Annotated in this window: 13 protein-coding genes; 4 read left to right on the top strand and 9 right to left on the bottom strand. The window is 57.2% G+C overall.

Annotation, left to right across the window (positions count from 1 at the left end; genetic code table 11):
• Positions 1 to 5 precede the first annotated feature (5 nt).
• On the bottom strand, positions 6 to 2,408 hold the full coding sequence (gene malP / locus ACG1VR_RS01170; protein WP_395489992.1) for a maltodextrin phosphorylase: 2,403 nt from the start codon (positions 2,406 to 2,408) through the stop codon (positions 6 to 8).
• A 422-nt stretch (positions 2,409 to 2,830) separates the two neighbouring features.
• Between malP and malT the strand changes: the two genes are divergently transcribed.
• Entirely contained in the window at positions 2,831 to 5,536 is a 2,706-nt protein-coding gene (gene malT, locus ACG1VR_RS01165) for an HTH-type transcriptional regulator MalT (protein ID WP_016538545.1), read from the top strand.
• Between the two features lie 714 nt (positions 5,537 to 6,250).
• Here the strand turns inward: malT and glpD are convergent.
• Entirely contained in the window at positions 6,251 to 7,759 is a 1,509-nt protein-coding gene (gene glpD / locus ACG1VR_RS01160; RefSeq protein ID WP_172568842.1) for a glycerol-3-phosphate dehydrogenase, read from the bottom strand.
• Between the two features lie 195 nt (positions 7,760 to 7,954).
• Between glpD and glpE the strand changes: the two genes are divergently transcribed.
• The 3 genes from glpE (at position 7,955) to ACG1VR_RS01145 (ending at position 9,955) form a co-directional block, all read left to right on the top strand.
• Entirely contained in the window at positions 7,955 to 8,281 is a 327-nt protein-coding gene (gene glpE / locus ACG1VR_RS01155) for a thiosulfate sulfurtransferase GlpE (RefSeq protein WP_016538548.1), read from the top strand.
• Positions 8,282 to 8,357: 76 nt separating this feature from the next.
• Positions 8,358 to 9,179 carry a rhomboid family intramembrane serine protease GlpG gene (gene glpG / locus ACG1VR_RS01150; RefSeq protein WP_172568841.1) on the top strand — a complete coding sequence of 274 codons (822 nt, stop codon included), beginning with the start codon at positions 8,358 to 8,360 and terminating at the stop codon, positions 9,177 to 9,179.
• A 17-nt stretch (positions 9,180 to 9,196) separates the two neighbouring features.
• A complete protein-coding gene (locus ACG1VR_RS01145; RefSeq protein ID WP_039899456.1) occupies positions 9,197 to 9,955 on the top strand; it encodes a DeoR/GlpR family transcriptional regulator in 759 nt (252 codons plus the stop codon).
• An 83-nt stretch (positions 9,956 to 10,038) separates the two neighbouring features.
• Here the strand turns inward: ACG1VR_RS01145 and ACG1VR_RS01140 are convergent, their stop codons facing one another.
• The 7 genes from ACG1VR_RS01140 to asd form a co-directional block, all read right to left on the bottom strand.
• A complete protein-coding gene (locus tag ACG1VR_RS01140; protein WP_395488908.1) occupies positions 10,039 to 11,181 on the bottom strand; it encodes an IS481 family transposase in 1,143 nt (380 codons plus the stop codon).
• 118 nt (positions 11,182 to 11,299) lie between these two features.
• Complete coding sequence (glgP, locus tag ACG1VR_RS01135; protein ID WP_395489989.1) at positions 11,300 to 13,747, bottom strand: glycogen phosphorylase; 2,448 nt, start codon at positions 13,745 to 13,747, stop codon at positions 11,300 to 11,302.
• A gap of 26 nt (positions 13,748 to 13,773) precedes the next feature.
• Entirely contained in the window at positions 13,774 to 15,207 is a 1,434-nt protein-coding gene (gene glgA, locus ACG1VR_RS01130) for a glycogen synthase GlgA (RefSeq protein ID WP_039898903.1), read from the bottom strand.
• Between the two features lie 111 nt (positions 15,208 to 15,318).
• Positions 15,319 to 16,602 (bottom strand): glucose-1-phosphate adenylyltransferase, encoded by a 1,284-nt coding sequence (gene glgC / locus ACG1VR_RS01125; RefSeq protein ID WP_039898904.1) that lies wholly within the window; start codon positions 16,600 to 16,602, stop codon positions 15,319 to 15,321.
• 13 nt (positions 16,603 to 16,615) lie between these two features.
• Positions 16,616 to 18,598 carry a glycogen debranching protein GlgX gene (gene glgX / locus ACG1VR_RS01120; protein WP_395489987.1) on the bottom strand — a complete coding sequence of 661 codons (1,983 nt, stop codon included), beginning with the start codon at positions 18,596 to 18,598 and terminating at the stop codon, positions 16,616 to 16,618.
• The gene (gene glgB, locus ACG1VR_RS01115) at positions 18,595 to 20,781 is read right to left on the bottom strand and encodes a 1,4-alpha-glucan branching enzyme (RefSeq protein WP_039898905.1); all 2,187 of its coding nucleotides are present in this window, start codon (positions 20,779 to 20,781) and stop codon (positions 18,595 to 18,597) included. Before glgB ends, glgX begins: the two co-directional genes overlap by 4 nt.
• 259 nt (positions 20,782 to 21,040) lie before the next feature.
• On the bottom strand, positions 21,041 to 22,147 hold the full coding sequence (asd, locus tag ACG1VR_RS01110) for an aspartate-semialdehyde dehydrogenase (RefSeq protein WP_395489986.1): 1,107 nt from the start codon (positions 22,145 to 22,147) through the stop codon (positions 21,041 to 21,043).
• Positions 22,148 to 22,286: the final 139 nt, after the last annotated feature.

Below are 22,286 nucleotides of genomic sequence, written 5' to 3'. Positions count from 1 at the left end.
CTCCCTTAGCGTTTTGCCTGCCAGATACGTTGCTGGTAATCGCGAATCGAGCGATCGGAGCTAAACATTCCGCAGCGGGCGCTGTTCAGAATCGCCGCACGAGTCCAGGCTTCCTGGTCGAGATAGAGCTTGTCGGCAAGCTTCTGCGCTTCGGCGTAGGCGCTGAAGTCCGCCATCACCAGATACGGGTCGCCGCCTTCTTTACCCATGCTGTGCAGCATCTGATCGAAAGCGTGTTTATCGCCGTCGCTGTATTTACCCTGCTCAAGTTCTTTGAGCACCGCATCCAGCACCTTGTCTTTCTTGCGCCATTTCAGCGGATCATAGCCTTTCGCTTTCAGCGCTTTAACCTGCTCCACCGTATGGCCGAAGATAAAGATATTCTCGTCGCCGACCTTCTCGGCAATCTCAACGTTAGCGCCGTCCAGCGTGCCGACCGTTAACGCGCCGTTAAGCGCCAGCTTCATGTTGCCGGTACCGGAGGCTTCTTTGCCTGCGGTAGAAATCTGCTCTGAGATATCCGCCGCCGGGATCATCACTTCCGCCGCTGAAACGCAGTAATCCGGCAGGAACACGACCTTCAGCTTGTCTCCAACCAGCGGATCGTTATTCACCGCTTCGGCCACTTTGTTAATCGCGAAGATGATATTTTTAGCCAGGTAGTAGCCCGGCGCGGCTTTCGCCCCAAACAAATAGACGCGCGGCACGCGGTCTGAATTCGGGTTTTCACGGATTTCTTTGTACTGCGCCAGGATATGCAGCAGGTTCAGGTGCTGGCGTTTGTACTCGTGCAGGCGTTTTATTTGCACATCAAACAGCGCGTCCGGGCTAATCACAATTCCGGTTCGCGCCTTCACGAACGCGGCCAGCTTCACTTTGTTCTGGTATTTAATCTCGCGCCAGGTCTGGCGGAATTTGGCGTCATCGGCGTATTTTTCCAGCCCTTCCAGCACGTCGAGATTGTTGGCCCACTCTTTTTTCAGCGTTTTGTCGAACAGCGCGGCCAGCGCCGGGTTGCACTGCTTGATCCAGCGGCGCGGCGTAATGCCGTTGGTCACGTTGTGGAATTTGTTCGGCCAAAGCTGGTGATACTCAGGGAACAGATCTTTTACCACCAGCTCAGAATGCAGCGCCGCAACGCCGTTCACCGCGAAGCCGCCCACTACACAAAGGTTAGCCATACGCACCTGTTTGTTGTGCACCACGGCAAGCTTCGCCCAAACGGCTTCGTCACCCGGCCAGGTTTTATCGACCAGCACTTTAAACCGCTTATTGATTTCAGTGATTATCTGCATATGCCGCGGCAACAGCGCCTTAACCAGCTTTTCATCCCAGCACTCGAGCGCTTCCGGCATCAGAGTGTGGTTGGTGTAGGCGAAAGTTTTGCTGGTGATTGCCCAGGCGTCGTCCCAGCTCAGCTGGTGCTCGTCAATCAGCACGCGCAGCAGTTCAGGGATAGCGATAGTCGGGTGCGTGTCGTTCAACTGGATAACTTCGTAATCCGGCAGCTCGGCAAGCTTGCGGCCCGCCAGATGATGACGGCGAAGAATGTCTGCCACCGAACAGGCGCACTGGAAATACTGCTGCATCAGGCGCAGCTTTTTGCCGTTCAGGTGGTTGTCGTTCGGGTAAAGCACTTTAGTCAGCTTTTCGGCATCAATGCCCTGCTGCTCGGCCTTCAGGAATTCGCCGTCGTTGAATTTAGTCAGATCGAACGGATGGGCGTGTTTGGCCTGCCAGAGGCGCAGCGGCTGAGCCACGCCGTTACGATAGCCAAGCACGGGCAGATCCCATGCTTCACCGTGAAAAATAAAGGCTGGCTCCCAGCGCTGAATTTTCCCGGCTTTCACTACTTTGCCGCCCACGCCAACCTGCACGTCGAGCTGGGTATTATGGCGGAACCAGGGATAGCTTCCGCGCAGCCAGTCGTCCGGGGCTTCCATCTGCTTGCCGTCCTTGAAGGACTGGCGGAACAGGCCGTACTGATAGTTAAGGCCATAGCCAATTGCCGACTGTCCAACCGTCGCCATTGAATCCAGAAAACAGGCTGCAAGCCGCCCCAGTCCGCCGTTACCCAGCGCCGGGTCAATCTCTTCTTCCAGCAGGTCGGTGAGGCTAATCTGGTGCTCCTGAAGCACCTCGCTGACCTCAGAGAACCAGCCCAAATTAAGCAGGTTATTTCCCGTCAGGCGGCCAATCAGAAACTCCATAGAGATGTAGTTTACATGGCGCTGTTTAGCTGCGGGTTTGGCGGCAGGAGAAGCAGCCAAAAGCTCGGCCAGCGCTCCGCTAACCGCATGCCACCACTGGCTACGGGTCATTTCACCGGCATCATGAAGCCCATAACGCTGCCACTGGCGCGTCAGAGCGGCCTGAAACTGTTGTTTACTGAAGATCGGCTGTGACATAGGAAATCGGTCCTGTAATGTTCGAAAATCATTACCCGTTAGTGTGCCGGGCAGCCTGGTTGACTTCCTCATCCCGCTGCGGATTAGGCGGGGAGGAGTAGCGAGGATGAGCGAAAAATGTGATCTCTGCCACCCGCCGACGCGATGTAACAGGTTTCATTCGTTCCGGAGCAAGGAGTGAGCAATCGCATTCATGAAAAAAATGGAACTGTGACAGGGTGCAACTTACCGAGCACGGAAAGTTCAACAATCTTGCAATAAAGAACGTTCTGGTCGACCTTATCCGTAAGCATTAATTACGAAGCGTAAAAAAAATCGCATCCTTGAACATTTTCCCTCCTTTATTGTCTACGCGGCCGCGCGAAACGGCGCTGCTGCGTGCAATATGTCGGGGAAATTTATACACAGTGAAGTGATCAACTATGTTAATCCCATCCAAATTAAGTCGCCCTGTTCGGCTGGAAAACACTGTGGTTCGCGACCGCCTGTTGGTGAAGCTTTCGACTGCCGCCAACTACCGGCTGGCGCTGATCGCCAGCCCCGCCGGTTACGGTAAAACTACCCTGGTCTCACAGTGGGCGGCGGGGAAAAAAGAGCTGGGCTGGTACTCCCTGGATGAGGGGGACAACCAGCAAGAGCGCTTTGCCAGCTACCTGATCGCCGCCGTTCAGCACGCCACCGGCAGCCACTGTGTCAGCAGCGAAATCATGGCGCAAAAACGCCAGTACGCCAGCCTTTCGTCGCTATTTTCCCAGCTGTTTATCGAGCTGGCAGGATGGGATAAACCGCTGTATCTGGTGATTGATGATTATCACCTGATAAGCAACCCGGTTATCCACGAAGCGATGCGTTTCTTTATTCGCCACCAGCCGGAAAACCTGACGCTGGTTATTTTGTCGCGCAATTTACCCCAGCTTGGTATTGCCAACCTGCGGGTGCGCGATCAACTGCTGGAAATCGGCAGCCAGCAGCTCGCCTTTACCCATCAGGAAGCCAAGCAGTTCTTTGATAACCGTCTGGCGAGCCCGATAGAGCACGCCGACAGCAGCCGTCTGTGCGATGACGTTGCCGGATGGGTTACCGCCCTCCAGCTTATCGCCCTTTCCGCACGCCAGAGCAACACGCCCGCCCAGCATTCGGCGCGCCGCCTGTCGGGCATCAACGCCAGCCATCTGTCGGACTATCTGGTAGATGAGGTGCTGAATAACGTAGACGCGGATACCCGCAACTTCCTGCTGCGCAGCTCTATTTTGCGCTCGATGAACGACGCGCTGATTGTCCGGGTCACCGGCGAAGAAAACGGCCAGATGCGCCTGGAAGAGACCGAGCGCCAGGGCTTATTCCTGCAGCGCATGGACGATTCGGGAGAATGGTTCTGTTTCCACCCGCTGTTCGGCAGCTTCCTGCGTCAACGCTGCCAGTGGGAGCTGGCCGCTGAACTGCCCGATATTCACCGCGCGGCGGCAGAAAGCTGGATGGCTCAGGGCTTTCCGAGCGAGGCGATTCACCACGCGCTGGCGGCCGGTGATGCCAATATGCTACGCGATATACTGCTGGGCCACGCCTGGGCGCTGTTTAACCACAGCGAACTGACGCTGCTGGAAGAGTCTCTCAAGGCGCTGCCGTGGGAAAGCCTGCTGGAGAACCCGAAGCTGGTGCTCCTCCAGGCCTGGCTGATGCAAAGCCAGCATCGTTACAGCGAAGTAAATACCCTGCTGGCTCGCGCCGAGCAGGAGATGGATTTAGTCATCGACGATACGCTACACGGCGAATTCAACGCCCTGCGCGCTCAGGTGGCGATTAACGCTGGCGACCCGGCAGAAGCCGAGCGTCTGGCGATGGTGGCGCTGGAAATGCTGCCCCTGGCCAATTTTTACAGCCGCATAGTGGCAACCTCCGTTCATGGCGAAGTGCTGCACTGCAAGGGCGATCTCACTAAGTCGCTCTCGGTAATGCAGCAAACCGAGCAGATGGCGCGCCGCCACGATGTCTGGCACTACGCGCTTTGGAGCCTCATCCAGCAAAGCGAAATTCTGCTGGCGCAGGGCTTCCTGCAGGCGGCCTGGGAAACCCAGGAAAAAGCCTTTGTCTTAATCCGCGAGCAGCATCTTGAGCAGCTCCCGCTGCACGAGTTCCTACAGCGTATTCGCGCTCAACTGCTTTGGGCGTGGGCGCGACTGGATGAAGCAGAAGCAGCCGCTCGCTGCGGGATGGAGGTGCTTTCCAGCTTCCAGCCGCCTCAGCAGCTACAGTGTCTGGCGCTGCTGGTTCAGTGCTCGCTGGCCCGAGGCGACCTGGACAATGCCCGCAATCACCTTAACCGTCTTGAAAATTTACTCGGGAACGGTCCCTGGCACAGCGACTGGGTGTCTAATGCCGACAAGGTACGAGTTATCTACTGGCAAATGACCGGCGACAAGAAGTCGGCCGCCAACTGGTTACGCCAGACGCCGAAGCCGGAGTTCGCCAATAACCACTTCCTGCAAAGCCAGTGGCGCAACATCGCCCGGGTGCAGATCCTGCTCGGCGAATATGATCCTGCGGAAATGGTGCTGGAAGAGTTAAACGAAAACGCCCGCAGCCTGCGCCTGATGAGCGATCTCAACCGCAACCTGCTGCTGCTGAACCAGCTTTACTGGCAGGCTGGGCGTAAGAGCGACGCCCAGCGCGTTCTGCTTGAGGCGCTGGCGCTGGCAAACCGCACCGGGTTTATCAGCCACTTTGTGATTGAAGGTGAGCCGATGGCTCAGCAGCTGCGCCAGCTGATCCAGCTCAATACGCTGCCGGAGCTGGATCAACACCGCGCCCAGCGTATTCTGCGCGAAATTAATCAGCATCATCGCCACAAGTTCGCGCACTTCGACGAAAGCTTTGTTAACCGCCTGCTGAATCACCCCGAGGTGCCAGAGCTTATCCGCACCAGCCCGCTTACCCAGCGCGAATGGCAGGTGCTGGGGCTGATTTATTCTGGTTACAGCAATGAGCAGATAGCGGGCGAGCTGGATGTCGCTGCGACCACGATAAAAACGCACATTCGTAATTTGTATCAGAAGCTTGGCGTGGCACATCGCCAGGAAGCGGTGCTGCATGCGCAGAAATTGCTGAAGATGATGGGATATGGGGTTTAAATAGGGCGCATTCAATGCAGCTCCAGGCATACATTGTCCTGGCTTTCAGAAATGTGTAAATAGCAATAATCTAAAGGCATTGCCTCTATAAGCCTGCAATTTTTCCGTTCACCCGTAGTACTTTTCCCCTGCACGTTCCGCGAACGGTGAACGTGTCAGGGGGAAATACGCCTTTCCCCCTGACCACCCCCGGCGCCGGCAAGCTCATCGCCGCTAAAGCGGTAAACCCCCGGCTATCACCCAAACATTCGGGGTCGTTCGCGATCCGTTCCCGACGATCGCTCTCTTTCGCTGCTCCCGGCAGCTCAACCCCGCCTGAAATGGGTCATAGCCGGGGGCGCTGAGAGCCGGGGACAAGGGAGTGGCTTTTGGACTTAACGCGACGTGGAGTTTCAGAGTGGCTGTGGGCTTAAAGCGCGGCACTTGTTCCGGCTTAAATCGCCTCCGTTTTCTCTCCGACTGACCAGGGTCCGGGCGTCCGGAACGACCGGAGGCTGTGAGCGTCGGGAACGCATCTCAGCCGACCCAGGGCTGGGAGATAAAACGGGGGTTTACCGCTTGCGGCGATTTATCTCGCCGGGAGTCCGGGTTCTCAGGGGAGTGACGGTGACTCCCCTGAGACGTTCACCGGTTCGGTGGCTACTTAAGAAGCAGCGCTGGAAGTGAACGGAACATTTGCAAGACAGATATAAACGTCAGGGAATACCCACAGTTTTAAGACGCCAACGACAACCCAGCTTTAGCCGCGCGCTTTACCAGCCACTGCGACACTCGAGTTTGCTGCTCTTCATCCAGCCACATCCCCAGCTTGGTTCTGCGCCAGAGCGCATCTTCCGCGCATTTCACCCATTCGTGATCCGCAAGGTAACGCAGCTCGGCTTCGTAAAACTCATGGCCAAAATCTTCGCCCAGGTCGCTCACGCTGGTTGCTTCCCCGAGGACTAAATCGCTGTTGCTGCCGTAGGTACGCGCCAGGCGGCGAGCCAGGCTCTCGGTCAGGAAGCCGTAACGACGGCGCAGTTTTGCCGCGTAATCATCACGGTCACCGCCGATATCCCCGCCGGGCAGGCGGCTTTCTTTGGTCCAGGCCGGGCCGATGTTCGGGTAGTAACGCTCCAGCTTATCAAGCGCATGCTCGGCGAGCTTGCGGTAGGTCGTCAGCTTGCCGCCAAACACCGACAGCAGCGGAGCCTTGCCGTTTTCGTCGTGAATATCCAGGGTGTAATCACGGGTTACGGCCTGCGGCGAGTCGGACTCATCGTCACACAGAGGGCGAACGCCGGAGTAAGTCCAGACAATATCTTCTTTGCTCAGCGACTTTTTAAAGTGCGCGTTATAGACGTTCAGCAGGTAGTTAATTTCTTTGTCATCAATCTGTACCGCTTTCGGATCACCGTGATATTCCACATCGGTGGTGCCGATGATGGAGAACTCATCCATCCACGGGATAACAAACACGATACGTTTATCTTCGTTTTGCAGAATGTAGGCCTGCTTCTGGGTATGCACGCGCGGCACCACGATATGGCTGCCTTTAATCAGGCGGATACCGTAAGGAGACGGCAGTTCCAGTCCTTCATCAAAGAAGGTTTTCACCCACGGGCCGGTCGCATTGACCAGGCCTTTCGCACGCCAGGTAAAGGTTTCGCCGGTATCGATATCCTGAGCCTCAACCACCCAAACGCCATTTTCGCGGGTCGCTTTGGTAGCCCGGGTACGGGTTTTCACTTCACCGCCTTTGCGGGTCACCATCTGGGCGTTTGCCAGTACCAGGCGAGCATCATCAACCCAGCAGTCAGAATATTCGAAACCGCGCACGATTTCTGGCTTCAGCACCGAGTCCGCGCCAAAACGCAAGCCGGTGGAGGCCGGCAGGCTGGTGCGTTTCCCGAGATGGTCGTACATAAACAGACCGGTACGGATCATCCACGCGGGGCGAAGATGCGGGCGGTGCGGTAAACGAAAGCGCATAGGGAAGGCAATATGGGGAGCCATTTTCAGCAGCACTTCACGCTCGGCGAGCGCTTCGCTCACCAGACGAAATTCGTAATGCTCCAGATAGCGCAGGCCGCCGTGGATAAGCTTGGAACTGGCGGAAGAAGTGGCGCACGCCAGATCCTGCCCTTCCAGCATTAACACGGATAACCCGCGGCCCGCGGCGTCGGCCGCAATACCGGCGCCGTTTATGCCACCGCCAATTACAATCAGATCTTTGGTTTCCATGTTGCCCTCACGCACTTTCGTTAAAGCTCAAAAATGTTCGATATCGCTCATAATAGCAATTGTTCATCCGCTTTGGTAACGAAATAAAAACATTTCTACGTGATATGGATAACATATTGGCGTTAATATCAGCGCCAGCGGGGTGCAATGCCTTAACATGCCCCTTGTTTCCTTTCATTCTCGACGAGTAAAACCATGGATCAATTTGAATGTATTGGTGTGGAAGAAGCCCACCAGAAACTCCAGCAGCAGCAGGCGGTATTAGTGGATATCCGCGATCCGCAAAGCTTTGCCATGGGACACACGCCGGGGGCTTACCACCTCACCAACGACACGCTGGTGACTTTTATGCAGCAAGCCGACTTCGACACGCCGGTAATGGTGATGTGCTACCACGGCAACAGCAGCAAAGGCGCGGCTCAGTATTTGCTGCAACAGGGCTACGACCAGGTGTATAGCGTTGACGGCGGTTTCGACGCCTGGCACCGTCATTTTCCTGCCGAGGTCGCTCACGGCTCGTAAAGTTCAGCGTTTGCGCTCACTCCGGGTATACTGCTTGCCTTTGTACGGCTTTAAAGACGAACTTGGTTAAACTTTCATGATAATGATCACCTCTTTCGCCAACCCGCGCGTGGCGCAGGCTTTTGTCGACTATATGGCGACCCAGGGCGTTATTCTTACCGTTCAGCAGCATACTCAGAGCGACGTCTGGCTGGCAGATGAAAGCCAGACTCAGCTGGTTCGTGCCGAGCTGGAACGTTTTCAGGCCAACCCCGGCGACCCGCGTTATCAGGCTGCCAGCTGGAGTACCGGCCACAGCGGCGTTGGCTTCAGCTATAAACGCTATCCTTTTTTTGCCACTATCAAAGAGCGCGCCGGGCCGCTGACCCTTGGCGTCATCTTTGTCTGCATCGCGCTGTTTGTACTGCTGAACCTGGTCGGCTTTGGCCCGGTAATATCGCTGCTTGGTTGGCCGCTTGACCCGAGCCAGCGCTTTGAGTTCTGGCGCTACTTCACCCACGGCCTGCTGCATTTTTCCTTTATGCACATCATCTTTAACCTGCTGTGGTGGTGGTATCTCGGCGGAGCGGTGGAAAAACGCCTCGGTACCGGCAAACTGCTGACGCTGACGCTCATTTCCACCCTGCTGAGCGGCTTTATGCAGGCTAAATTTACCGGCCCGCTGTTTGGCGGCCTGTCGGGCACGGTGTTTGCCCTGATGGGTTACGTCTGGCTGCGCGGCGAACGAGACCCGGACAGTGGCATTCAGATGCAGCGAGGCCTGCTGACATTTGCCATTATCTGGCTGGCTATCGAAGTCTTTACTCAATCTGCGGTGATCCCGGCTCACCTGACCGGTATGCTGGTTGGTCTGGCTATGGCGCTGGTCGACACCCTGAATGCGCGAAAACGAACATAACAACGCTGGAGTAGATGGTGAAGCAAACACAACGTCATGACGCGATTATTGAGCTGGTTAAGCAGCAGGGATACGTCAGTACCGAAGAGCTGGTGGAGCAGTTTGCCGTCAGCCCGCAAACCATTCGCCGCGATCTGAACGATCTCGCCGACCAGAATATGATCCTGCGCCATCACGGCGGTGCGGCCCTGCCTTCAAGCTCGGTAAACACCCCGTGGCACGACAGGAAGGCAACACAAACCGCCGAGAAAGAGCGTATTGCGCAAAAGGTTGCCAGCCAAATTCCTAACGGCGCGACGCTGTTTATCGACATAGGTACCACGCCGGAAGCCGTTGCCCATGCGCTGCTGGGCCATAGCAACCTGCGCATCGTGACTAACAACCTCAACGTGGCAAACACGCTGATGGTAAAAGAAGACTTCCGCATCATTCTGGCAGGCGGAGAGTTGCGCAGCCGCGACGGCGGCATCATCGGGGAAGCGACGCTCGACTTTATCTCCCAGTTCCGCCTCGACTTCGGCATTCTCGGCATCAGCGGCATCGACAGCGATGGCTCGCTGCTGGAGTTCGACTACCACGAAGTCCGGACCAAACGCGCAATCATCGAAAACTCACGCAGCGTCCTGCTGGTTGTGGACCACTCGAAGTTTGGCCGTAATGCGATGGTTAACCTGGGCAGCATCAGCCTGGTGGACACGGTTTATACCGACGTGATGCCTCCGGCAGGCGTGATGCAGGTGATTAAAGAGAATAACGTGCAGCTTGAGCTGTGCTGAGTTTTTACCCTCACCCCGACCCTCTCCCTGTGTACGTTCCGGGGACATAGTAGACAGATGTTCGGGGACATAGTGAACACCTTTTAACATCTTTTACCCATGATGATCGACCGGTTCTTCAGGTCGATCATTCCCACTTTCGTGCTGTACCACCACACCTCATAACAACCGTCCTCACCGCTTTCCTTCAGCCCCACTCGCTCTCCCCTGAACGCTTTGCCCGCTTTCAGGCTGATACCTCTGATGCTCAGGCTTCCACTGATATCCACTTTTCTTACCGCCACGCCGTCATCGTACTCCGGCCCGGGAGCATCGCTTCTGTACTGTCTGGCCGAAGGCTGATAGCGCGAACCCGGGACCGCCATATTCAGTCCCTCATGCGGGCGTTCAAAGTTATAGACCTCCCGCCAGTGGTCAAATACCCGCTGGAGCTGGTCGCTGTCCGTGAACCATTTCCCCTGCAGAACCTCCGCCTTCAGACTGCGGTGAAAACGCTCGAGCTTGCCCTGCGTCTGGGGATGATAAGGCCGCGAGTGCCCCACCCGGATACCCTGACGCATCAGCCACAGCTCCAGCGCGGTCCAGGTCCCGGTGGTGTCTCCCCAGGGCGCCCCGTTATCCATGGTCATCCTCTCCGGCAGGCCATAGCGCTCAAACACCTTTGTCAGATGTGACTGCACGGTCTCACGCCGCTCGTTGTCGCAGTGCGTCAGGCAGAGTGAAAACCGGGAGTGGTCGTCCAGCAGCGTGAGGGGATGGCTGCGCCCACCGGCGAAGGGAAAGTGTCCCTTAAAATCCATCTGCCAGAGGGCGTTCGGCCTGCCGTGTTCGAAGCGACCGGCAGAGGGGATACCCGGCGGTACACCGGGTAGCAGGCCGTGACGGTGCATCAGGTTGTGCACGGTACTGACGGCAGGAAGGTGGTGCCCCTGCGCTTCCAGCCAGGCCTTAATCTTGCGGGCTCCCCAGCGGGGATGGGCCAGGTGTGCCTGCTGTAACAGGTCAGCCACCTGAGCGGCGGTGGCGTTGGGAGAATGATGGGGAGCCCGTGAGCGGTCAGCGAGGCCGGGAAGTCCGGCCTCGAGAAAGCGGCAAAGCCACTTATATCCGGTGGCGGGCGCGATGCCGAAGTGGCGACAGAGCGCCCGGATGTTAGCCCCGTCCTGCGAGGCAAAGTGAACAAACTCGTGACGTAATGACATGGTATCTCTCGCATCCCAGGGCATAAGCGACTCCGGAAGAGGGTTCTTATGCCGTAGTTGTAAGTGTCTACCATGTCCCCGAACAAGTGTTCACCATGTCTCCGGTATGTACACGGGGAGAGGGTTAGGGTGAGGGGCAGAACTACAATCTCACCGGCTTGATATGCCAAATCTCATCGGCATACTCCTGAATCGTCCTGTCGGACGAGAAGTAGCCCATATTGGCAATATTATGCATAGCGCGGATGGTCCACTCCTCCGGGTGCTGATAAAGCTGGTCGACCTTTTCCTGGCAGTCAACATAGCTGCGGTAATCCGCCAGCACCTGGTAGTGATCGCCAAAGTTAATCAGCGAGTCCACCAGGTCACGATAGCGGCCGGGCTCCCCCGGGCTAAACGCGCCGGTGGCGATTTGCGTTAGCACCTGGCGCAGCTCTTCATCCTGCTCATAATATTCACGCGGGTTGTAGCCTTTACGCCGCAGCTCCTCCACCTGTTCCGCGGTATTGCCGAAGATAAAGATATTCTCCTCGCCAACGTGATCCAGCATCTCAACATTGGCGCCGTCCAGCGTGCCGATGGTGAGCGCCCCGTTGAGGGCAAACTTCATATTACTGGTCCCAGAAGCCTCGGTTCCCGCCAGAGAAATCTGCTCGGAAAGATCCGCCGCCGGAATAATCAGCTGGGCCAGGCTAACGCTGTAGTTGGGAATAAACACCACTTTCAGCTTATCTTTCACCTGCGGATCGTTGTTGATAACCTCCGCCACGTCGTTGATCAGGTGGATTATATGTTTCGCCATGTAGTAGGCAGAGGCCGCCTTCCCGGCAAAGATATTCACCCGCGGTACCCACTCCGCCTGCGGATCGGCCTTGATGCGGTTAAAGCGGGTAATCACGTGCAGGACGTTCATCAGCTGGCGCTTGTACTCGTGAATACGCTTAATTTGCACGTCGAACAACGCATCCGGGCTGACCACCACGTTCAGCTGTTGGCCGATGTAGGTTGCCAGCCGTTTTTTATTGGCTAGCTTGGCCTTGCGCACCGCCTCATGCACCGTCGGGTAATCAATATGCTGTTTCAGGTCATTAAGCTGGCTGAGATCGGTGCGCCAGGTCTGGCCGATGTTTTCATCCAGCACGTCAGAGAGCGCCGGGTTCGCCAGCGCCAGCCAGCGCCTCGGCGTAACGCCGTTTGTCTTATTACTAAAGCGCATCGGGAAGATGCTGGCGAAGTCGGCAAACAGCGACTGCACCATCAGGTTGGAGTGCAGCTCGGAAACGCCGTTCACCTTATGGCTCACCACGACCGCCAGCCACGCCATACGCACGCGCCTGCCATTGGACTCATCAATAATTGACGCTCTGCCAAGCAGCCCGGTGTCGTTGGGATACTGCTCCTGCAGGGTCTTCATAAAGTAGTCGTTAATCTCGAAGATGATTTGCAGGTGGCGCGGCAGGATTTTACCCAGCATATCCACCGGCCAGGTCTCCAGCGCCTCGCTCATTAAGGTGTGGTTAGTGTAGGAGAACACCTGGCATGTCACCTCGAAGGCCTCTTCCCACGAAAATTTGTGCTCATCAATCAGCAGCCGCATCAGCTCCGGAATCGACAGTACGGGATGGGTGTCATTCAGGTGGATGGCCGTTTTTTCGGCCAGATTGGCGTAGGTTTTATGCAGCTGATAGTGGCGGCTCAGAATATCCTGCATCGTCGATGAAACGAGGAAATATTCCTGGCGCAGGCGCAGCTCGCGGCCGGAGTAGGTTGAGTCATCCGGGTAAAGCACGCGGGAAACGTTCTCGGAGTGGTTTTTATCTTCCACCGCGGCAAAGTAATCGCCCTGGTTAAATTTACCGAGGTTGATTTCGCTACTGGCCTGGGCGTTCCACAGCCTCAGCGTGTTGGTGGCATCGGTATCGTAGCCGGGAATAATCTGGTCATAGGCCACGGCGAGGATCTCTTCCGTTTCCACCCAGCGGGACCTTCTGCCCTCCTGCTGAATACGCCCGCCAAAGCGCACCTTATATCGGGTGTTGTGGCGCTTAAACTCCCACGGGTTGCCGTACTCAAGCCAGTAGTCGGGCGACTCTTTCTGGCGGCCATCAACAATGTTTTGTTTGAACATGCCGTAGTCGTAGCGGATACCGTACCCACGCCCCGGCAGGCCAAGAGTTGCCAGCGAATCGAGGAAGCAGGCGGCGAGGCGGCCAAGACCGCCGTTACCGAGCCCGGGGTCGTTCTCCTCGTCAATCAACCCTTCAAGATCCAGCCCCATATCTTCCAGCGCGTTCTTCACATCCTCATAAATACCGAGCGAAAGCAAAGCGTTGGATAACGTCCGGCCAATCAGGAACTCCATCGACAGATAATAAACCTGTCGCACCTCCTGGGAGAGCTGGGCGCGGTTGGAGCGCAGCCAGCGCTCTACCAGCCTGTCCCGTACCGCAAAGAGCGTGGCGTTGAGCCACTCGTGTTTATTGGCGATGGCAGGGTCTTTCCCCACCGTAAACATCAACTTATAGGCAATCGAGTGTTTTAGCGCCTCGACGCTCAGCGTGGGTGATGCATAGGAAAAGGGTGCATTCATATCAGTGATTCCTGGTGTATGGGTAATTACATCAAGCGTTGATAAAGGTCGCGGTATGCCTGCGCCGCTACCTGCCAGCTAAAATCCATATTCATCGCCTGCCGCTGCACAAAACGCCACAGCGACGGGCGGGACCACAGCACGAAAGCACGCCGGATCGCACGCAACAGCGACCAGGCATTACTGTCTTCAAACACAAAACCGGTAGCCACGCCGTCCGCCAGATTTTCCAGCGACGTATCGGACACGGTATCGGCCAGCCCGCCGGTTCTGCGCACCAGCGGCAGCGTGCCGTACTTCAGGCCATAAAGCTGGGTTAAGCCGCAGGGTTCAAAGCGGCTCGGCACCAGAATCACGTCCGCGCCGCCCATAATTCGATGAGAGAACGCTTCGTGATAGCCAATCTGCACCCCGACCTGACCCGGATGCTCGGCCGCTGCGGCAAGGAAGCCTTCCTGCAAGACGGAATCTCCGGCTCCCAACAGCGCCAGCTGTCCGCCCTGCTCAAGCAGGCCAGGCAGCGCCTCCAGCACCAAATCAAGCCCCTTCTGGCTGGTTAAGCGACTGACCACCGCAAACAGCGGCACTTTGTCATTCACCTTAAGCCCCATCGCGACCTGAAGCTGGCGTTTGTTTTCCGCCTTCTCCTCCAGCGTGTCACGGGTGTAGCGCGACGCCAGCAGCAGGTCGCCCGCCGGGTCCCAAATCTTGTCGTCCACTCCGTTGAGAATGCCCGACAGCCGCCCTTCACGCTGGCGCTGGCGCAGCAGCCCTTCCATGCCGTAGGCGAAATGTGGGTCGGTTATCTCCCGGGCGTAGGTCGGGCTGACGGCGGTAATATGGTCGGCGTAGTACAGCCCGGCCTTGAGGTACGAAATCTGGCCGTGGAACTCCAGGCCGTTCATATCGTAAAACGACCAGGGCAGGTCAATTTCACTTAAGTGATGGGCGTAAAACATCCCCTGGTAGGCCAGGTTATGCACGGTAAAAACGGACTTCGCAGGGCGGCCACGCGCCTCAAGGTAAGCCGGAGCCAGACCCGCGTGCCAGTCGTGGGCATGCACCACATCCGGGTGCCAGAACGGGTCCAGCCCGCAGGCCATCTCCGCGCCCACCCAGCCCAACAGGGCAAAGCGCAGCACGTTATCCTGGTAAGCAAACTGGTTAGTATCGTGGTACGGGCTTCCCGGCCGTTCATACAGGTGCGGGGCATCAATCAGGTAAATGCCTACGCCGTTATACTGGCCGTAAAGCAGGCGCATCGGGCCCGCGAAAGTCTGACGATGCGCCACCACCTGAGCATCGCTAATGCCCCGCCGGATATCCGGAAAAGCGGGTAACAGCACGCGAGTATCCACTCCGCCGGCAATTTGCGCCGCCGGTAAAGCCCCGAGCACATCCGCAAGGCCGCCGGTCTTCAGCAGTGGAAACATCTCGGAACAGACATGTAAGACCTGCATTATCGCTCCCATATGGAAAGTCGCGGCGCTGTGTTTCAATCATCAGGCAACGCCAAACGATAAAAAACCGCCGCACGGCAGCGCCGTGCGTAGGCCAATTTATTGCGCGCATTAGCTCTGCAATTTCGCCAGCATCTCGCGCGTAACCAATACAATGCCCTCTTCAGAGCGGTAAAAACGGCGGGCGTCTTCTTCCGCATTCTCCCCAACGACCATCCCCTCAGGGATGACGCAGGCGCGGTCGATAATGCAGCGCCGCAGGCGGCAGGAGCGGCCAACGATAACGTCCGGCAGCAGCACCGAAGAGTCGATATTGCAAAACGAGTTAATGCGCACCCTCGGGAACAACACCGACTGCACCACCACCGACCCGGAGATAATGCAGCCGCCGGAGACCAGCGAGTTAAGCGTCATGCCGTGGCTACCTGAACGGTCCTGCACAAATTTAGCCGGCGGCAGCGGCTCCATATGGGTACGAATAGGCCAGTTCTGGTCATACATATCCAGCTCCGGCATGACGGAAGCCAGGTCAAGATTAGCCTTCCAGTATGCTTCCAGCGTCCCTACGTCGCGCCAGTAAGGTTCCGAGTTGGGGTCAGACTGCACGCAGGAGAGCGGGAAGGGGTGAGCATAAGCCTCGCCCGCACGGGTCACTTTCGGAATGATGTCTTTCCCGAAGTCGTGGCTGGAGTTTTCATCCTTATCGTCTTCTTCCAGCAGCCTGAACAGGTAATCGGCGTCAAAGATGTAAATCCCCATGCTGGCCAGAGATTTGCTGCTGTCGCCGGGCATCGTAGGCGGGTTGTCCGGCTTTTCGACAAACTCGATAATTTTCTCGTCAACATCTACCGCCATAACGCCGAACGCCGGGGCCTCATGCACCGGCACCGGCAGGCAGGCCACGGTGCAGCGCGCGCCCTTCTCTACGTGGTCGATAAGCATGCGCGAGTAATCTTGCTTGTAGATGTGGTCCCCGGCGAGGATGACCACGTATTCGGCATCATAGCGGCGAATAATATCGAGATTCTGGGTGACCGCATCCGCCGTACCGCGATACCAGTTTTCACCGTGAACGCGCTGCTGAGCCGGGAGCAGATCGACAAATTCGTTCATCTCTTCGCTAAAAAACGACCAGCCGCGCTGAATATGCTGAACCAGGGTGTGTGATTGATACTGAGTAATGACCCCGATACGGCGAATACCTGAGTTGATGCAGTTGGAGAGCGCAAAATCAATAATGCGGAACTTGCCGCCAAAATGAACGGCAGGTTTGGCGCGGGTCGACGTAAGATCCTTCAGGCGAGTTCCGCGGCCTCCGGCCAGAATTAATGCGACGGATTTAATGGGCAATTGCCGAGCCAGCATCAACGGATCGTTTTTCTCAAACCTAACCATGACTAACTCCTTTTCATGACTTTTGGAACACGCAAACTCCGTGCGCAGGACCATGCCATACAGCCATCACTACCGGGTTATCCTCTCCGGCAAACGGAGGAACGGCGTGCCATTCCCCTTCAGGTAGCACTATTTCTGCCACTTCTTCGGTGGCGTTAATGGCTATCAGCCAACGGTCAGACAGCTGGATTTGCAGGCGATGCACTCCGGTCTGCCATTCGTCGACGTTCAGAGGCTGCGCCTCTTTATTCAGCCAGCGGACGTTGCCGTCCCCCTCTTCCCACCAGCGGTTTGCCGTCAGGGCCGGGATGGTCTGGCGCAGATGAATCAGTGCCGCGGTAAAAGTCGTTAAGCCGTCATTCCCCTGCTCCCAGTCGAGCCAGGTCAGCACGTTGTCCTGGCAGTAGGCATTATTGTTGCCGTGCTGGCTGTGGCCGTGCTCATCCCCGGCCAGCAGCATCGGCGTGCCCTGGGAAAGCAGTAACGTAGTCAGCAGCGCGTGCACGCTGTCACGCCGTCTCTCCTTGGTCGTCGGGCTGGCTTCCAGGCCTTCAAAGCCATAGTTATTGCTGAAATTGCTGTTGGTGCCGTCGCGGTTATCTTCTCCGTTGGCTTCGTTATGCTTCTGGTTAAAGCTCACGCAGTCGCGCAGGGTAAAGCCGTCGTGGGCGGTGACTAAATTTATACTGGTGGACGGCAGCCGCTCGCCGTGGCGGTAAACATCGCTCGACCCGGCAAAGCGGCAGGCGAACCCGCCCAAAGAGAGATCCTGCTGCAACCAAAAGCGGCGCATGCCGTCGCGGAAATGATCGTTCCATTCCGCAAACAGCGGCGGGAAGTTGCCGACCTGATATCCGCCCTGCCCGATATCCCACGGCTCGGCTATCAGCTTGACCTGCGAGAGCAGAGGGCAGTTTTTGATCGCCTCAAACATCGGCGCATCCTGCCGGAATTCCGGCGTTCTCCCCATAACCGAGGCAAGATCGAAGCGGAAGCCGTCAATATGGAAACTCTCTACCCAGTAGCGCAGGCAATCCATCATCTGGGCCACTACGCCGGGAGTGCTCAAATTCAGCGTATTGCCGCAGCCCGTCCAGTTCTGATAGTCGCCGTTGTCCATTAACCAATAATAGCTACGGTTGTCGATTCCGCTCAGGGACAGGGTCGGGCCATCCTTATCCAGCTCCGCGCTATGGTTGAGCACGATGTCGAGCAGCACCTCAATACCGGCTTCGTGCAGGGCCTTAATCGCGCCCCGCAGCTCGTTGGCCGCTTTGTGAGGGTTTTGATCCACCGCGTAATAGCTTTCTACCGCATAAAACGCCCGGGGGTTGTAGCCCCAATAGTTACTCAGCCCAAGCTGCGAGATCCTCGGTTCGGTAACGAAATGCGCCACCGGCAGCAGCTCCAGCGCCGTGATCCCCAGCCGTTTGAAGTAGTCGATCATCACCGGGTGACCCAGCGCGGCGTAGGTTCCGCGTAGCTCCTCGGGAATATCGGGATGCAGCAGCGTTAGCCCGCGAACGTGGGCTTCATAAATAACCGTGCTGCCCCACGGCGTACGCGGCGGCTGGTCTTCTTCCCAATCAAAATGCTCCCTGACCACCACGCATTTGGCCATGTGAGGGGCGCTGTCTTCAGGATTCGGTTGCTCATAGCCGCAGTGAAAGTGCGGGTGATCTTCTGCCCCGCCGACGACAACCCGCGCGCAGGGGTCCAGCAAGAGCTTGGCGGGGTTAAAGCGATGGCCATTTTCAGGCTCCCACGGCCCATGAACGCGGTAGCCGTAAACCAGGCCGGGTTTGCCATCGGGCAGATAGCCGTGCCAGATGTCGCCGCTGCGCGACGGCATGTCGTAGCGCCGCTCGTGGCCGTGCTCGTCGAACAGGCACAGCTCCACTTTTTCTGCGTTGGCAGAGAACAATGTAAAGTTCACGCCTTTGCCGTCGTAATGGGCGCCGTAAGGCTCGGGGCGTCCCTTAGCAAGCTGCGTCATTCGCCCTCCCGGATCAGCCAGAGAGTGGACAGCGGCGGCAGCGTCAAACATAGGGAATGCTCCCGCCCATGGCTTGGCTGCGGCTCGCTGCGCACCGTTCCGCTGTTACCGGCATTGCTGCCGTGATAATGCATGGAGTCGGTGTTTAACTCTTCGCGCCAGCGCCCCGGCTGGTTGATACCGAAGCGATAATGGTAGCGCGGCACCGGCGTGAAGTTGCTGGCGACAATCACCTCGTTACCCTGCGCATCGCGCCGCACAAAGATAAATACCGAGTTGGCTTTATCCTCCACCACCAGCCATTCAAAACCGTAATTATCGAAATCCAGCTGATGCAGCGCGGCGTGCCGCCGGTAGGTGTGGTTCAGGTCGCGCACCAGCCGCTGCACGCCGTGGTGCCAGTTATCGCCGCCCTGCAACAGGTGCCAGTCGAGGCTGGTATCGTGGTTCCACTCGCGGCCCTGGGCGAACTCATTGCCCATAAACAGCAGTTTTTTGCCGGGGAAGGCCCACATCCAGCCGTAATAGGCACGCAGGTTGGCGAACTTCTGCCAGGCGTCGCCGGGCATTCTGTCCAGAACGGATTTTTTTCCGTGAACCACTTCGTCATGCGACAGCGGCAGGACAAAGTTTTCGGTGCCGTTGTAGAGCATGCCGAAGGTCATTTTGTCGTGATGATGCTGGCGATAAACCGGGTCGAGCTTCATATAGTCGAGCGTGTCGTGCATCCAGCCGAGGTTCCACTTAAACCAGAAGCCGAGGCCGCCCATGCTCGGCGGACGCGACACCCCGGCGAAGTCGGTAGACTCTTCCGCCATGGTGACCGCCCCCGGCGTTTGCTCGCCGATGATGCGGTTGGTGTTACGCAGAAACTCGATGGCCTCGAGGTTTTCTCGCCCGCCGTATTCGTTCGGCAGCCATTCGCCTGGCTGGCGGCTGTAGTCGCGGTAAATCATCGAGGCGACCGCATCCACGCGCAGGCCGTCAATGCCGAAGCGTTCAATCCAGTACAGCGCGTTACCCACCAGATAGTTGCTGACTTCCCGGCGGCCATAGTTGTAGATAAGGGTATTCCAGTCCTGGTGGTAGCCTTCGCGCGGGTCTCCGTGCTCGTACAGCGCGGTCCCGTCGAACTTCGCCAGCCCCGAGTCGTCCGTCGGGAAGTGGCCCGGAACCCAGTCCAGCAGCACGCTCAGCCCGGCCTCGTGGGCAGCATTGATGAAGTAGATAAACTCATCCCGCGTGCCGAAGCGGCGCGTTGGGGCATAGAGCCCCTGCGGCTGGTAGCCCCAACTGCCGTCGAACGGATGCTCATTAATCGGCAGCAGCTCAATGTGCGTGAAGCCCATGTCCTTCACGTAAGGCACCAGTTGTTCCGCAAGTTCGCGGTAGCTGAGCCAGAAATTATTGTCGCTGTGCCGTCGCCACGAGCCGAGATGCACCTCATAAATAGAGATCGGCTGGTCAAAACCGTTGGCCTTCTGGCGCTCGGGGCTGAGAGTGGTTTTCTCCGGCAGGCCGCAAATCAGGGAGGCAGTGTCGGGGCGCATTTGCGCTTCGAAAGCATAAGGATCTGCCTTAATGCGCAGATGCCCGTCGGCATCCACCAGTTCGAACTTATATAGCTGCCCATTATGCGCGCCGGGGATAAACAGCTCCCAAATTCCGCTTTCGCGGCGCAGCCGCATCGGGTGGCGACGGCCGTCCCAGTAGTTAAACTGACCAACAACGGATACCCGGCGGGCGTTAGGAGCCCAAAGCGAGAAGCGCGTTCCGGTCACGCCATCCATCGTGGCGGCATGGGCGCCTAATGTTTCATACGGGCGAAGATGGGTGCCTTCGGAAAGCAGCCAGCTATCGAGTTCCTGAAGCAGCGGGCCGAAGCTATAAGGGTCGTCAATCAGGTTTTCCTGACCGTGCCAAACCACGGCGAGCTGGTAGCGAAAAGCATTTTTACGGCGAGGAAGAAGCCCGCAAAAGAAACCGCGGGAGTCGAGACAGTCGAGTTTGCTCACTTTGCGCCCGGTTTTCAGTTCGATAACCCAGACTTCGGTGGCGTCAGGCAGCAGCGCGCGGACTTCAAGCCCGGCTTCTGTTTGGTGCATTCCCAGCAGGGAAAACGGATCGGCAAAATGACCCGTAATTAGCGCATTAATCACGTCTCTTTCCGGAAGAACAGACATGGCATTTTCCTTTTTTATGTGTCACTTATGACCCGCGCTACGCCTGCGCGCAGGTACGACACTTATCATTGACCCCGGCGAAAGGCACCCAACTCCTGTAAGCCCATTCGCCCAATACTCGCCCAACGCTTACGCGTTATGACTTAAGCATAGCCAACGCTTTATTGACTCCTCGTGAAATAAATTAATTACCCCGTTTTACTCCATGTAAAACGCAAAAAAAGAGGGGCAACAATGCCCCTCTGCTAAATTCGCTTGATTATGCGAGCGCCCGCAACATTCTGCGCAGCGGTTCGGCAGCACCCCACAGCAGCTGGTCGCCGACGGTGAAGGCCGACAGATATTCAGGCCCCATATTCAGCTTACGCAAGCGGCCAACCGGAGTAGACAGCGTGCCGGTTACCGCGGCAGGCGTCAGCTCGCGCATGGTGATATCACGGTCGTTTGGCACCACTTTCGCCCATGGATTATGCGCGGCCAGCAGCTCTTCAACGGTCGGGATGGAGACGTCTTTCTTCAGCTTGATGGTGAACGCCTGGCTGTGGCAGCGCAGCGCGCCAACGCGCACGCAAAGGCCATCAACCGGAATAACCGAAGAGGTAGCAAGGATCTTGTTGGTTTCGGCCTGGCCTTTCCACTCTTCTCGGCTCTGCCCGTTGTCGAGCTGTTTGTCGATCCACGGGATCAGGCTGCCCGCCAGCGGAACGCCAAAGTTATCGACCGGCAGGTTGCCGCTGCGGCCCAGCTCGGTCACTTTACGTTCGATGTCGAGAATAGCCGAAGCCGGGTTAGCAAGCTCGGTTGAAACTTCGTTATACAGCTGGCCCATCTGGTTCAGCAGTTCACGCATGTGGCGCGCGCCGCCGCCGGAAGCCGCCTGGTAGGTTGCCACGGAAACCCAGTCAACCAGGTCGTTGGCAAACAGGCCGCCGAGGGACATCAGCATCAGGCTGACGGTGCAGTTGCCGCCCACGAAGGTTTTCACGCCTTTGTTCAGGCCGTCCTGAATGACGTGCTGGTTAACCGGGTCGAGGATAATAATCGCGTCATCTTTCATGCGTAGAGAAGAAGCTGCGTCAATCCAGTAACCCTGCCAGCCGCTTTCACGGAGCTTTGGATAGATTTCGTTGGTATAATCGCCGCCCTGGCAGGTCACTATGATATCCAGCGCCTTCAGCGCTTCCAGATCAAAGGCGTCCTGCAATGTAGTGCCGGTAGCGCCGGCAAACGTAGGGGCAGCCTGCCCAAGCTGGGAAGTGGAGAAGAAAACCGGACGAATGGCGTCAAAATCGCGCTCTTCCACCATGCGTTGCATGAGTACAGAGCCGACCATACCGCGCCAGCCAATAAAACCAACATTTTTCATAGCGACTTAATCCTGCAGAGATGATTGCGTGTGTAAGCGCTGGCAGTGAGCCAGAACATCACTCCACCTTACAAAATGCAGCCAAAGTCGCAAGTGAAATTAATCAATGATATCCGCCGTGTCAGAAACAAAGCTTATT

Origin of the sequence: Cedecea davisae (assembly GCF_044095835.1) — a bacterium.
Taxonomy (GTDB): Bacteria; Pseudomonadota; Gammaproteobacteria; order Enterobacterales; family Enterobacteriaceae; genus Cedecea; species Cedecea davisae.
Note: the sequence above shows the minus strand (reverse complement) of the source record. Positions and strands in the feature narration are given on the sequence as shown.